The sequence below is a fragment of the Wolbachia endosymbiont (group A) of Machimus atricapillus genome, from assembly GCF_964027095.1.
Classification (GTDB): domain Bacteria; phylum Pseudomonadota; class Alphaproteobacteria; order Rickettsiales; family Anaplasmataceae; genus Wolbachia.
In genome coordinates this window covers 784815-799700 of the sequence record NZ_OZ034727.1, presented here as the reverse complement: position 1 = coordinate 799700, position 14886 = coordinate 784815, and the positions used below count along the sequence as shown (strand labels likewise).

General features: G+C 36.9%; 10 protein-coding genes and 3 pseudogenes. 6 read left to right on the top strand and 7 right to left on the bottom strand.

All coding sequences use genetic code 11. The features are described 5' to 3' along the window. Nucleotides 1-7 precede the first annotated feature (7 nt). Nucleotides 8-205: a hypothetical protein gene (locus AAGD68_RS03925; RefSeq protein WP_341814129.1), complete on the bottom strand. Its 198-nt coding sequence runs from the start codon at nt 203-205 to the stop codon at nt 8-10. 1408 nt (nt 206-1613) lie between these two features. Next, nucleotides 1614-2629, bottom strand: a pseudogene (locus tag AAGD68_RS03920) (IS110 family transposase). A 384-nt stretch (nt 2630-3013) separates the two neighbouring features. Between AAGD68_RS03920 and carB the strand changes: the two are divergent. The 3 genes from carB to AAGD68_RS03905 all read left to right on the top strand — a co-directional run bounded on the left by carB (nt 3014) and on the right by AAGD68_RS03905 (nt 7917). Then, nucleotides 3014-6307: a carbamoyl-phosphate synthase large subunit gene (carB, locus tag AAGD68_RS03915; protein ID WP_265044971.1), complete on the top strand. Its 3294-nt coding sequence runs from the start codon at nt 3014-3016 to the stop codon at nt 6305-6307. A 138-nt stretch (nt 6308-6445) separates the two neighbouring features. Next, entirely contained in the window at nt 6446-6607 is a 162-nt protein-coding gene (locus AAGD68_RS03910; protein ID WP_264688451.1) for a hypothetical protein, read from the top strand. 29 nt (nt 6608-6636) lie between these two features. After that, nucleotides 6637-7917 (top strand): hypothetical protein, encoded by a 1281-nt coding sequence (locus tag AAGD68_RS03905; RefSeq protein WP_253309624.1) that lies wholly within the window; start codon nt 6637-6639, stop codon nt 7915-7917. A gap of 291 nt (nt 7918-8208) precedes the next feature. Here AAGD68_RS03905 and AAGD68_RS03900 read toward each other — a convergent pair whose 3' ends face one another. Next, a complete protein-coding gene (locus tag AAGD68_RS03900; protein ID WP_253309623.1) occupies nt 8209-9024 on the bottom strand; it encodes an SDR family oxidoreductase in 816 nt (271 codons plus the stop codon). 5 nt (nt 9025-9029) lie between these two features. Continuing rightward, nucleotides 9030-9674 (bottom strand): alpha/beta hydrolase, encoded by a 645-nt coding sequence (locus AAGD68_RS03895; protein ID WP_309166945.1) that lies wholly within the window; start codon nt 9672-9674, stop codon nt 9030-9032. 253 nt (nt 9675-9927) lie between these two features. Between AAGD68_RS03895 and AAGD68_RS03890 the strand changes: the two genes are divergently transcribed. Further along, entirely contained in the window at nt 9928-10083 is a 156-nt protein-coding gene (locus AAGD68_RS03890; protein ID WP_253309621.1) for a hypothetical protein, read from the top strand. A 501-nt stretch (nt 10084-10584) separates the two neighbouring features. Further along, a pseudogene (locus AAGD68_RS03885) lies at nt 10585-11287 on the top strand (transposase); the annotation flags it as partial. A 228-nt stretch (nt 11288-11515) separates the two neighbouring features. Here AAGD68_RS03885 and AAGD68_RS03880 read toward each other — a convergent pair. Continuing rightward, nucleotides 11516-12531 (bottom strand): annotated as a pseudogene (locus AAGD68_RS03880) (IS110 family transposase). Nucleotides 12532-12601: 70 nt separating this feature from the next. Beyond that, nucleotides 12602-12883, bottom strand: coding sequence for a hypothetical protein (locus tag AAGD68_RS03875; protein ID WP_341814130.1), 282 nt, complete (start codon nt 12881-12883; stop codon nt 12602-12604). A 107-nt stretch (nt 12884-12990) separates the two neighbouring features. Between AAGD68_RS03875 and AAGD68_RS03870 the strand changes: the two genes are divergently transcribed. After that, nucleotides 12991-14238, top strand: a complete 1248-nt coding sequence (locus AAGD68_RS03870) for an IscS subfamily cysteine desulfurase (protein ID WP_253309635.1) — start codon at nt 12991-12993, stop codon at nt 14236-14238. A gap of 89 nt (nt 14239-14327) precedes the next feature. Here AAGD68_RS03870 and AAGD68_RS03865 read toward each other — a convergent pair whose 3' ends face one another. Continuing rightward, on the bottom strand, nt 14328-14525 hold the full coding sequence (locus AAGD68_RS03865) for a hypothetical protein (RefSeq protein WP_341814129.1): 198 nt from the start codon (nt 14523-14525) through the stop codon (nt 14328-14330). Between the last annotated feature and the right edge of the window lie 361 nt (nt 14526-14886).

Sequence of the window (14886 nt, the reverse complement as noted above, 5' to 3'; positions counted from 1 at the left end):
ATCTCACTCATAGCTGTACGAACATTCGTTTTTGAAGGTAAATTGCACAGCAAATGGTGTCATCCCAGTGCCCAGACACTGGGATCCAGAAATTTTGCTTATAACTGAGCTGATGAGCTAAAGGTAGTTGTCTTACGCTAAAACAAACGTTTTTAATTAAGTTGCATAGAAGCTGGATCCCAGTGTCTGGGCACTGGGATGACACCCATAAGTGTTGAAAGTGCAATCACACAAGGTGATTAATGGTATGTAAATCTCCTCTTGATATCAACCTTCGTTGTTGGGAAAGCAGATAAACCACGTCGAAAATTCGCTTAAACCTTCTAACCACAGGCAAAAAGGCGCTTTTTTAATTTATTTTATTACCATTGAAATTTATGCCGTTAACCACCTTATATAATGCCACTTATAGCACTTTCAACACTTATGGATGACACCCCACTGGTGGCCCAAACTACAACGTTCGTACAGTTGTTAGCGCCGCGGCAGTATGACGGTTAAGTACGTGTTAGCGGGATCTAGAGATACCGCGAATGAATCGCGGTATGACGGTTAAGTATCCCGCTACGTGTTAGCGGCTAAGAGATACCGCGGCGGCATGACGGTTCGCGGCGGTATAATAACTCGTCATCCCGCTACGTATTAGCGGCTAAGAGATACCGCGAATGAATCGCGGTATGACGGTTCGCGGTGGCATCTCGTCATCCCGCTACGTGTTAGCGCTTACTATTACCCACAAATAAAGACATGGTATTGTATTTACTCAAATAATTTAATTTTATTAACCTGAAAGCTTATTGGATTAAAATTATTAAATTAAGAGTTATAATTTTAGCAACTAAAAGCTGTAAATTGCACCATATAAACAGTTATTTCAAGCAAAAGTTATGCCATTAAGAGCTATGCAACAAACATTTATATTTGTGGGTAATAGTAAGGTGTTAGCGGGATCTAGAGATACCGCGGCGGTATAATGGTTAAGTAATTCGTCATCCCGCTGCTTGTTAGCGGGATCTATGCTAAGGAGATACCGCGGCGGTATGACGGTTCGCGGTGGCATGACAATAACTTCGTCATCCCGCTGCTTGTTAGCGGGATCTATGCTAAGAGATACCGCGGCGGTATGACGGTTAAGTAGGGTGTCATTCCAGTCTGGAATCTAGTTCTTATTGTACATTTACTTGGTGTAGAGTTAAGTTTCCTGGATCCAAGTAGTCTGGGCACTGGGATGACGAGAAAGGAGCACTGCCATTATAGAGTAAAATGAGATCCCAGTGTCAGCTACTCGGATGACAGAAGAGGGGCTACTCGGATGACAAAAAAGGGGCTACTCGGATGACAAAAAAAGGAGCACTAGAATGACAGGAGATACCGTCTTGTTAGTCAACAAAAAAATTATAAAAATTTCCCAAGTTGCATCATAAAATCAAAAAATACTTCCAATTGTGTAACAGTACACAGATTATAGTTAGTGGATATGTTGATAAGTAAATTAGTTTTATACGCACAAAACAGATGAAGTTTACTTATCAACATATCCACTAACCAACAACATTCAATAAATTTGTGTAAGATACCACTTTACATAAGATAGATAGGAAGCATTTTTGATTTTAAAGTACTAAACCTTCAGTCAACCTCCTAGCCCTGTAGTTTTTGATATGGTTAGGATCAAAAGCACTTTTGGATGTCAGAATACCGAAAATGATATGGAGTAGCTTACGCATTGCAGCACCAACGATGGCCATATTATGCTTACCCTTTTCCTTTAATCTTTGGCAAAAGCTCATAATGATAGGATTGTGATTCTTAGCTACTATGGCAGGAAAGAAAAGTGCCTTACGTAATGTTTGTGAACCGGATTTACTTAATCTGGGTTTGGCATATACAGAGGAACCTGACGTCATATTTCGTGGTATAACTCCTGTATATGCTGCCAATTGCCTGGCATCTCTAAAAACCTCTATATCAGAAACTTCAGCTAAAATAGCTATTGCTGATTCTTCTCCTATGCCTGGAATAGTCAATAGAAGTTGAAAATTTTCCAACAATTCTTTGTGTTGATTTAATAGTTCACGTACGGAGTTTTTTATTGTTTCTATTTTTTGAGCTATATTCATTGCAAGGTCTTCCCAAGCATTTGCAACTTCTTTAGGCAGTCTCTCTTTTTTTTCTAAGTGGTTATTTACTAATGTTAACTCATCTTTTAACGCAACTGAGCAACGATAAAGATGTTTTAATTTTTTCATTTCAGGAGAAGGTGGTGTCCAACTAGAAGGTTCCTGTCTTTGGCAATAATCAGCAATAACTTCTGCATCGGTCTGATCATTCTTTTGTCGTATCAGCTTACTCCTTGCATAAGATTTTATGCAATAAGGATTTACAACACTTACAAAATGTCCAGCATTGTGTAGAAATTCAGCCAGTGCTTCGCTATAACAACCAGTAGATTCCATGCAGGTTTTTACTTTTTCTACATTATGTTTGTGTAGAAAATTCAGTAGACTTTGAAACCATCGTTCTTAAAGCTTCTTTTTCTAGTTTCACGCTTTCCTTTTTTGCTTATAAATGAGAGAAAAACATCAAAGCGATCTTTTGATATATCTATGCCCAAAAAGTTGTTGATCATATATAACCCCATACGTTACCATTAAAAATGAAAAGTAAGGCTAACCTTGTGAATACAGAATTAGAACCATTCAGGTCTTTCTACGATACCGTCCAGCCTATACTTTTGAGAAGGGAATTCTTATCTCCTCTACAGATTTTATATCTAAGAAGAAGCACAGAGTTCCTCCCTTCTCCACCTAATGCTTAAGCTTAAAACATTAGATGCTTTTGACAAGATACAAGAAGAAGGCTACTTGGATGACGCCCTCCTAGTGGACTCAAATCACAATGTTCGTATAGTTATGCGTCAAGCCTAAAAACAGTTAGCTAATAGGTTTAATAAAAATTCACATATACAGGAAAGATTGGTAACATTATTTGAACAGAAATCGTTATTGTAATTATGCCAAAACGCACAGATATAGAATCTATATTAGTAATAGGAGCAGGCCCAATAGTTATAGGTCAGGCATGCGAGTTTGATTATTCCGGAACGCAAAGCTGTAAAGTATTAAAAAGTGAAGGTTATAAAGTCATTTTGGTTAACTCCAACCCCGCAACTATAATGACAGATCCTGAGTTTTCTGATGCAACTTATATTGAGCCGGTACTGCCTGAAATCATAGAGAAAATTATAATTAAGGAGATGCCAAATGCAATATTGCCAACAATGGGCGGGCAAACAGCACTCAATTGCGCAATAAAACTTGCAGATGATGGAGTGTTAGACAAATACAATGTAGAATTAATAGGGGTAAATAGAGAAGCAATAAAAAAAGCAGAGGATAGAGAGTTATTCCGTCAGTCCATGGATAAAATAGGGCTAAAATACCCCAAAAGTATCATTATAAAAAATCAAGAACAAATAAGAAAGGCTTTGGATTACATTGGATTACCAGCAATCATCCGCTCGTCATTCACCCTTGGTGGTGCAGGTAGCGGCATAGCATACAATAAAGAGGAGTTTTTCAATATTGCAGAAAGTGCTCTCAAAATTTCGCCAATAAATGAAGTTCAGATAGATGAATCAATTATCGGCTGGAAAGAATATGAAATAGAAGTTATCCGTGATTGTAAAGATAACTGCATAATAGTCTGTTCGATAGAAAATATTGATCCAATGGGAGTGCACACCGGAGATAGTATCACGGTTGCTCCTGCTTTGACTCTGCGTGACGTAGAATACCAACAGATGAGAAATGCATCTATAGCAGTGCTAAGAGAAATTGATGTTAGTGCCGGTGGTGCAAATGTTCAGTTTGCAGTGAATCCTAAAGAAGATGGAAGCCTCGTTGTGATTGAAATGAATCCAAGGGTTTCTCGCTCTTCTGCACTTGCTTCAAAAGCAACAGGTTATCCTATTGCAAAAGTTGTAACTAAACTTGCTATCGGCTATTCACTCGATGAGATACGTAATGATTGCGCTCCAGTTATACCTGCTGCATTTGAACCAGTGATTGATTACATCGTCACTAAAATTCCTCGTTTTGAATTTGAGAAGTTTAAGGGGACGAATTGTGAACTATCAACTTCCATGAAATCAGTGGGGGAAGTGATGTCGATCGGCCGCACTTTTAATGAGTCGCTGCAGAAAGCTTTTCGCTCGCTTGAAACTGGGCTTACGGGACTTAATGAAGTATTTCCTGAAAATACTGATATTGATCACATCAGATCTCAATTAGCAAAATTGCTGCCAAACAGATTACTGATTGCTGCTGACGCAATGCGTCATGGAATAAGCATAGAAGAAATAAATTCGATTACAGGATATGACTTATGGTTTTTGCAGAATATACAGCAAATTATATTAGCTGAACAAAAAATCAAGGAAAACGGCCTTCCTGAGACTGCATATGAAATGTTAGAGCTGAAAAAAATGGGGTTTTCAGATGCAAGATTGGCAAAATTAAGCAATAAGAAAGTAGAGCAAATTGAAGAAATAAGAAAAAAATTTGGCATTAAACAAGTTTATAAGCGTGTAGACACCTGTGCAGCTGAATTTGAATCGAGCACTGCTTATATGTATGGCTGTTATGAGGGTAACACAATGATGTCATTCCAGCGCTTGACGCTGGAATCCAGAGATAAGGAAGAATGGATCCCAGTGTCAGCTACTCGGATGACAGAGGGAATGGAGTGCGAAGCAGATGTTTCTGACCGAGAAAAGGTTGTCATTTTAGGAAGTGGTCCAAATCGCATTGGTCAAGGTATTGAGTTTGATTATGCATGCGTACATGCAGCTTCTGCCGCCAAAGAAATGGGGTATGAAACAATAATGATCAACTGTAATCCAGAAACCGTTTCAACTGATTATGATACCGCTGATCGTTTATATTTCGCCCCACTGATTGCAGAGGATGTGCTTGAAATACTAAGTAAAGAGCAAGAAAATGGCACACTGGTTGGTGTAATAGTTCAAATAGGTGGTCAAACACCTTTAAAGTTAGCCAAAGTGCTTAACGAGAGAGGTTTCAAAATTCTGGGAACTTCGTTTGATTCTATTGACCTTGCAGAAGATCGCATGAGGTTTAAAAACCTTGCTTTGCAACTTAATTTAAAACAACCTGAAAGTTCTATCTGCCATTCAGTAAAAGAAGCGTTAACCAACGCAGAAAAGGTGGGGTTTCCACTAGTAGTCAGGCCATCATATGTCCTCGGCGGTCAGTCTATGTCGATTAGACACGATACTCAGAGCTTTAAAGAGTATGTCTTGAATCAAACCAAAATTTTTGAACACGGATCGCTGCTTCTTGATAAATTTTTAGTCAATGCAGTTGAGGTTGACGTTGATGCTGTGTGTGATGGGAAAAAAGTTTTCATTGCAGCGGTCATGGAGCATATTGAAGAAGCTGGTATCCACTCTGGCGATTCAACATGCTCAATACCGACAAATACATTGAGTGACGAAGTAATAAAAGAGATCGAGCTCCAAACTGAAAGAATAGCTCTTGCACTAGAAGTGAAAGGTCTGATAAACATTCAGTTTGCTGTTCAAGAGAGTTATGTATACATACTTGAAGTAAATTTACGAGCTAGTCGAACCGTTCCTTTTATTTCCAAGGTAATCAATATTCCTATTGCAAAGCTTGCCACTCAGGTTATTTTGGGTAAAAAATTGAATCAGGAAAACAAGCCTTTCAATCATTTTGCAGTTAAAGCTGCTGTTTTTCCATTCACGCGCTTTTCGGGAATTGACACTCTACTTGGTCCTGAAATGAAATCAACAGGAGAAGTAATGGGAATTGACTCATCGTTTGAAGCTGCACTTGCAAAAACGCACATGGCTGCAGGATACAAGTTACCAATAGAAGGAACAGCTCTGGTTTCAGTAAAAGATGATGATAAAGAGTATATATTGCCTGTTGCACGAATGTTGAAAGAACTGAGTTTTGAAATATATGCAACCAAAGGCACAGCTTTATATCTGAATAATAACGGCATTGCTGCAAAAGCTGTAAATAAAGTGAGAGAAGGCAGACCCCACATAGTTGATATGCTCAAAGATGGAAAAATAAATCTAGTAATCAATACTTCAAAAGGTGTGAAATCAGTCTCAGATAGCAAAGATATCAGGAGAACTGCTATTTTGCAAAATATAGCTTATAGCACCACAGCTTCTGGGAGTAAAGCGTTAGTGCTTGCAATTCAATATGTAAAGAATAGCAAATTGGAAGTGAAATCATTACAGCAGATATAAAACGTTTAAATGCCAAACGAAAATAATTCATTACTCTATCTCAAAATTGTGGTAGAGTAATGTAAGTCAAATTTTTTTACTGACTTGCCTATGTATTATGGTATTTGTTAAAGAATTATTGAATAACGGTTATGCAACATGAATAAGGTAAAAAGGAAACGAACTCAATTTTATCAGCCTTATCCATTACGTAAGACGAGGAAAACAGAAGCAAAAAATACCCAAGAATTATATGATCCAACACTAACTGATATTAGGTTAGGCGAAAGTGATAATCAACAAAGTTTGGAAGTAATATAAAAGATCCGATGGAGTTCTCTCGCAGTGATTTGTCAAACAAAACAGATGAACACGAAAGTGATAATCGACTACAGAACTTTAGTGATTATGATTCATATGATAGTTCTGCTGATGGTAATCAGACGCCTTGTACTGAACCAAGTGATTGGGACTCAAATTCGAGCTGTAGTTCAGATTATTCTTATTTTCCGGAAGGTGGCTCACTTTTAATGGATCTAGAAATACCATTAACTGAAAATGAAGAGAAGCTGATTGATGAATTTTGTAAGGAGATGAAAAAGGTGGAAGAAGAAAATAACAAAGGAAGTGCTTTAAGGCTTGTTCGAGACATAACAAATAAATATTTAGGGAAAGGGATAAGACTAAATTCATGTTATGGTGATCGTTATAGAACTGTAACAAATTTGATATTTGAAGAAATAATAGATGTTATCAATAATGAAGGCCTATGCCCTAGCAGTAAAGCGCATGCATTTAGAGGTCAGGATGTTTCCTGTAACAATGAAGATCAAGATGATGACAACACGAATGAAGCACTGGAAGATGGTAATTTAGACATCATAAGAAACACCATTAGGGATTTATTGTTAAAAGGTGGGAAAGTAGAAAGAGGTCTTTTCGATGGTGGTGAGCTAGGACATGTAACTTCTGATTCTGATTATGTAAATGATCTCTTTGCACAATGTAAGGAAATTGAAAACGATCTAAAAAATGCAGCATATGAAAGTATTGTAAACAAAAATGAGCAAGCTCAAAAGGACAAATTAGAATTAAAAGTAGAGATAGATAATGAGTGCTTTTGTATAAAATATCCACAAGATAGTACTGTTGAAGTTGCAAAAATCCTAAGCAATGAAAAGAATAAAGGTTTAAACTTAAGAGTTGGTATACTGCAAATTGGGAAAAGTATAGTAAGAGTTGAAAGCTACAACGGAAAAAGAAATTATCTGGATGTTTGTAAGCAAGGTGTAACATTATCTTTTGATAGTGAAGCAGGAAAAATCAGTATTCATCTAAATCCTAAGGAAAATAGTAATGAAATAGAAGTAAAGATTGATAAGGAGAGCGAAGCAAGGCTTAACGAGTTAGAAGATAAGGGGAAAAGTTTAGGAGAAAACTGTCTTTTAGGAGGAAAAAGCGTTCTGGAAGCTATACGAGATGGAAATTTTGAAAGAAATAGAAGTATTATACCAACTAGCGTAATTGAACAGCCAAATGCTGCAACGAATACTCCACAATCTTACCTAGAGAACATTAGTCTGAGCGGACACAATTACAGAACTAAACGTATTGATTCAAGGCATGGCTAATGTGCAAATATTGAAGCAAAAGTGATCAGTGCTTGACACTGCTCTCCTTTGTCATCCCAGTGCCCAGACACTGGGATCCAGGAATTTTATTAAGTTGGTGAGCATAAAAATAGCTGTTTTACGTTAAAATACAATGTTTTGATGATTATGGAAAGGCTGGATTCCAGTGTCAAGCACTGGAATGACACCATTTGTTGTAAACTTACTTTTTTCTTGATTTTTTGGTTTATCTCGCCTACCTATTTTGCCACTTTGCTGAACGGATACAACTAAACAATAGGTCTATCTACTTCATTCTAATGTGATTTCAGTTTTTTTTACATGCAAACTCTCTAATCCCACCTTATAGTTAGGATAAATTAGAGAGACATTAAGATCTTTTTTAATTTTAACATTACTTACTTTTTTTGACCCTAAATAAAAACTCTGTGCATAATCTGGTAAGGAAGAAACCTCAATTGGCTCTGGAGGACTAACATTGAGGAGTTTGGCTGCATACATTATCACTTCAGATTGTGTAGTGGGTAAATCATCTGCACAATTGTATACTTCACCAGGTTTTATGTTTTGCATGGAAGAAAATAGAATGTTCGATATATCTTCAACGTGAATACGAGAAAAAAAATGCCCTTCTTTTTTCACATTTTTTGCTTTGCCAAGCTGCAAGTCAATTAACACGTTCCTACCAGGACCGTATATTCCAGCTAAACGAAAAATATGTACAGGCAGTTTGCTATTCAGCCACTTCTTTTCAGATCTAAGGCGCTTTTCTCCTCTGATTTCTATAGGTTTTGTTTCAGATTCCTCATTCACCCAATTACCAGAGTAATCACCATAAACGCTAGTTGCAGACAAATAACCAAACCATTTAACATTTTGCAGGCAATCACCATATCTCTCCATAACATCATCACCATCTGGAGGAATAGAAATTAAAACGTGCGTTGCGCTTTTAAGCAGATCTTGACTAACTTTCTCATAATTAAAGAGGATTACATTTTGTATATTTTTACTTCTTGATGTGCCACTGACTTTCCAACCTAAGTTCAGCAGTTTTTTCGATAAAAATTTAGCCACATATCCATAACCAAAGCAAAACAAGTGCATGAAAATTAATTTTTAAAATTCTTCTTGATAAATTCTACTCCTAATTTTATCCCCTCTTCATTAATAATATGCCCTAATGCATGAATTGGGTGCCCTTCAACATTTATTCCATTTTCTTTCAAAGCTTTAACCGCTAAGTCGAGGGACGAAAAAGGTACCACGTCGTCAGCATCACCATGGATAACACATATGTTAGGTTTTGACTTGATCTCTGGTGCAGTTTTTGAAGGTGAAAGAAACCTACCAGAGTATGCAACAACTGATGCACAGGATTGAGAGCGGGTGAGAGCTGTATGTATTGCAAGCATTGCTCCTTGAGAAAATCCAACCAAAGAAAGTTGCGTATCTTTTAAATTAAGCTCCTTTAATTTTGTATCAATGAAATGATTTACAATTGATGTAGCATTTTTTACTCCATTATATAGCGCTTCCTCACTACGATCTTCCAAGCTGAACCACTGATAACCATCACCTATTTCTCTTTCAAACGGAGCATTGGGTGCTACAAAATATGACTCGGGTAAAAACTTGCTCATAACTTTAGCAAGGTGAATGAAATTATCGCCACTTGAGCCCCAACCATGTAAAAAAATAATCAAATTTTTCTTATTTCCGCCTGCACAAATTTCTTGGCCTTTAAGTTCAATCATTTCTTTTCCTTTTGCATTTATATTTTTATTTAACACTAATTTTCAAATTTGTAAAAACATACTGTGATTGCTGTTGAATGATGGAGAGACATACTCCATTATTTTATACCTATAGCTAACTGAAAAAAGGTTACCTCAGAAGGGATAAAAAGGTATAAAATGGCTTTGGATAAGGTAGAATGATGCCAAAGTGAGGATCTTAGGGAACGTGTTTTGAAAGTAGTAGACGAGAAAAAAATGACTATGGAGGAAGATGTTCAAAATTGATAGAAAAACAATATATTGGTGGAGGAAAAGAAGAGAAGAAACAGGAAGCATAAAACCATCTTCAGGCTATCAAAAGGGGCATAGTCATAAAATTAAAGACTTAGATAGCTTTGTCGAATTTCTAGATGAAAATCAGAGTTGAAAAGATAATTGAAAAATTTGGCAATATGTGCAAAGACAAAGTATATAACTACCTTAAAAAAGTGAACTATATGTATAAAAAAAACTTTTCTCTACCAGGAAAGGGATGAAGGAAAACGAAAGGAAGTCATACAAAAGGTAGCAGAAATAAATGAAGAAAATTTAGTATTCATAGATGAATCAGGTATAGAAGACAACGAATTTTATGAATATGGATGGTCTCGAAGAGGAAAAGGGCTATTTGCGGAGAAACCAGGATACAAAGGAAGAAATAATTGGAGCCCTAAGTGAAGAGGCACCATGAGGGATATTGCAACAGTGAGCTTTTTGAAGCGTATGTTGAAAATAGGCTTATGCCAATATTAAAACCTGGCTAGGTTTGACAATGCGAGTTTTCATAAGTCTGACAAGACGAAAGAATTAATAGAAAGGGAGTATTAAATAAACTGTGTCAAACCGAAAAAAAAGTAATAAATTGATATAAAAAAATGGAGGTTTGACAATGAGTCAGAAAGTAGTAAACAGAACTACCGGTTTGGTAGATTATAAAGAATTAGAAACAAATATCCTGTCGTCTATACGAGAAGGAAGACCGTTGACAGGAAGAGATGGAGCATTAACACCGTTTATAAAAAAGTTGCTGGAGGTAAGCCTGGAAGGTGAAATAGAAAACCACTTGTCGGCTGAAAGCGAAGAGAATAATCGAAGAAATGGGAGGAATGCAAAGACTTTACGTACAAGCGCAGGGTCATTTGAGCTTTTGACGCCAAGAGATAGGGAAGGAAGTTTCGAACCACAAATAGTCAAAAAAAGGCAAACAAACTTACATCCAGAGCTTGAAACGAAGATTTTGAGCACATTTGCCAGTGGTATGGGCTATAGAGATATAGTGTCACATGTTGAGGAAATTTATGATCACAAAATATCGGTGGCAGAGATATCAAGTATTACTGACAAATTGCTACCAGTAATCAACGAATGGCGTAGTCGCCCGCTGCAGTCTGTATATCCGATAGTTTTCATGGTTTTTTAAAGTCAAAGAGGACGGGCATTGCGTAAGTAAATGCATGTATAACATATTAGGCATAGATCAAAATGGCAAAAAAGAAGTATTAGGTTTTTATTTGGCTGAAAGTGAAGGAGCTAACTTCTGGTTGGGAGTGCTAAATGACCTCAAAGAAAGAGGAGATACCGTCTTGTTAGTCAACAAAAAAATTATAAAAATTTCCCAAGTTGCATCATAAAATCAAAAAATACTTCCAATTGTGTAACAGTACACAGATTATAGTTAGTGGATATGTTGATAAGTAAATTAGTTTTATACGCACAAAACAGATGAAGTTTACTTATCAACATATCCACTAACCAACAACATTCAATAAATTTGTGTAAGATACCACTTTACATAAGATAGATAGGAAGCATTTTTGATTTTAAAGTACTAAACCTTCAGTCAACCTCCTAGCCCTGTAGTTTTTGATATGGTTAGGATCAAAAGCACTTTTGGATGTCAGAATACCGAAAATGATATGGAGTAGCTTACGCATTGCAGCACCAACGATGGCCATATTATGCTTACCCTTTTCCTTTAATCTTTGGCAAAAGCTCATAATGATAGGATTGTGATTCTTAGCTACTATGGCAGGAAAGAAAAGTGCCTTACGTAATGTTTGTGAACCGGATTTACTTAATCTGGGTTTGGCATATACAGAGGAACCTGACGTCATATTTCGTGGTATAACTCCTGTATATGCTGCCAATTGCCTGGCATCTCTAAAAACCTCTATATCAGAAACTTCAGCTAAAATAGCTATTGCTGATTCTTCTCCTATGCCTGGAATAGTCAATAGAAGTTGAAAATTTTCCAACAATTCTTTGTGTTGATTTAATAGTTCACGTACGGAGTTTTTTATTGTTTCTATTTTTTGAGCTATATTCATTGCAAGGTCTTCCCAAGCATTTGCAACTTCTTTAGGCAGTCTCTCTTTTTTTTCTAAGTGGTTATTTACTAATGTTAACTCATCTTTTAACGCAACTGAGCAACGATAAAGATGTTTTAATTTTTTCATTTCAGGAGAAGGTGGTGTCCAACTAGAAGGTTCCTGTCTTTGGCAATAATCAGCAATAACTTCTGCATCGGTCTGATCATTCTTTTGTCGTATCAGCTTACTCCTTGCATAAGATTTTATGCAATAAGGATTTACAACACTTACAAAATGTCCAGCATTGTGTAGAAATTCAGCCAGTGCTTCGCTATAACAACCAGTAGATTCCATGCAGGTTTTTACTTTTTCTACATTATGTTTGTGTAGAAAATTCAGTAGACTTTGAAACCATCGTTCTTAAAGCTTCTTTTTCTAGTTTCACGCTTTCCTTTTTTGCTTATAAATGAGAGAAAAACATCAAAGCGATCTTTTGATATATCTATGCCCAAAAAGTTGTTGATCATATATAACCCCATACGTTACCATTAAAAATGAAAAGTAAGGCTAACCTTGTGAATACAGAATTAGAACCATTTAGGTCTTTCTACGATACCGTCCAGCCTCTACTTTTGAGGAGGGATTCTTGACTTTACCACAGATTTTATATCTAAGATTATTGACAAAATTTTCCCTTCTCCATCTAATGTTTAAGCTTAAAACACTAGATGCTTTTTTCAAGATACAAGAAGGGGCTACTCGGATGATACTATTATAGAGTGAACCAGTGTCAGCTACTCGGATGACAAAAAAAGGAGCTACTCGGATGACATCATAGGGGCGCTGGAATGACACCATCACAGAGTGAACCAGCGTCATACACACATCCCTTTGGTGACAATGTTTGTTGATGCAAGATTATACCTTGAAAAAATTAAGTTTTAGTGCTATTAAATAGTTGTAAATTTTGTCCCTGTGGTAGCTTTATGAATGTTGAAAGTAAGAAAATACATGATACTAAAATAAAATTACCAATATTTCTTGATTATCAATCTACTACTAAAGTGGATCCCCGTGTTTTGGAGGTAATGATACCTTATTTTGGTGAGTTCAGTAATGCACACTCTCGCAGCCATTCATTTGGTTGGACTGCTGAAGAAGCAGTGGAAAAAGCAAGGAAACACATCGCTGATCTGGTGAACGCAGATAGCAAAGAAATTATCTTTACCTCAGGTGCAACTGAGTCAAATAATACAGCAATCAAGGGCATTGCTCACTTTTACAAAAATAAAGGAAATCATATAATAACTGTCTGCACGGAGCATAAGTGTGTTCTGGATTCTTGTCGGCATCTGGAAAATGAAGGCTTTAAAGTTACATATTTGCCTGTTAAGCAAAACGGAATTATAGATTTATCAAAGCTTGAGGAAGCAATTACTGATAAAACAATCCTGGTTTCAGTGATGATGGTAAATAATGAAATCGGAGTAATTCAGCCTGTAAAGGAGATTGGTAAAATATGCAGAAAGCATAATATATTTTTCCATACAGATGCAGCTCAAAGCTTTGGAAAAGTTCCAATTGATGTTAATGAGATGTGCATTGATCTTATGAGTCTCTCTAGCCACAAAATTTATGGACCTATGGGAATAGGCGCATTATATGTCCGTAGAAAGAATCCTCGTGTTAGGCTGATACCATTGATTAGTGGTGGTGGACAAGAAAGAGGTATGCGTTCTGGAACAGTTCCAACACCTCTTGCAGTTGGTTTTGGTGAAGCGGCACGTATCGCTAAAGAAGAAATGGAAACAGAAGCAAGCAAATTGGAAGGACTGAGAGATATTTTGTACAATAAGATAAAAGAAGCATTTCCTGATATCGTTTTAAATGGTGATTATGAAAATAGAATTCCTGGCAACCTAAACTTGAGCTTTCCCTATGTTGAGGGTGAGTCTCTCATCATGGCAATCAAGGATTTAGCAGTAAGTTCTGGTTCTGCGTGCACGTCTGCGTCTCTTGAGCCTTCCTATGTCATACGGTCGCTAAATAATGGCCACGACCTTGAGCATTCATCAATTAGATTTGGCCTAGGCCGATTTACAACTAAAGAAGAAGTTTTGTACGCAGCAGATCTTGTTGCTAAAAATATTGGCCGACTGAGAGAAATGAGCCCACTTTGGGAGATGGTACAAGAAGGAGTAGATTTGAACACCGTGAAATGGGACTTTCATTAAGTATATCCATTCAGCCAGTCCAACTGCAAATGCACTTTGAAATTACTCTGTAACCATTCACACTTAATTCTGCAATTCTTTGATCTCACTCATAGCTGTACGAACATTCGTTTTTGAAGGTAAATTGCACAGCAAATGGTGTCATCCCAGTGCCCAGACACTGGGATCCAGAAATTTTGCTTATAACTGAGCTGATGAGCTAAAGGTAGTTGTCTTACGCTAAAACAAACGTTTTTAATTAAGTTGCATAGAAGCTGGATCCCAGTGTCTGGGCACTGGGATGACACCCATAAGTGTTGAAAGTGCAATCACACAAGGTGATTAATGGTATGTAAATCTCCTCTTGATATCAACCTTCGTTGTTGGGAAAGCAGATAAACCACGTCGAAAATTCGCTTAAACCTTCTAACCACAGGCAAAAAGGCGCTTTTTTAATTTATTTTATTACCATTGAAATTTATGCCGTTAACCACCTTATATAATGCCACTTATAGCACTTTCAACACTTATGGATGACACCCCACTGGTGGCCCAAACTACAACGTTCGTACAGTTGTTAGCGCCGCGGCAGTATGACGGTTAAGTACGTGTTAGCGGGATCTAGAGATACCGCGAATGAATCGCGGTATGACGGTTAAGTATCCCGCT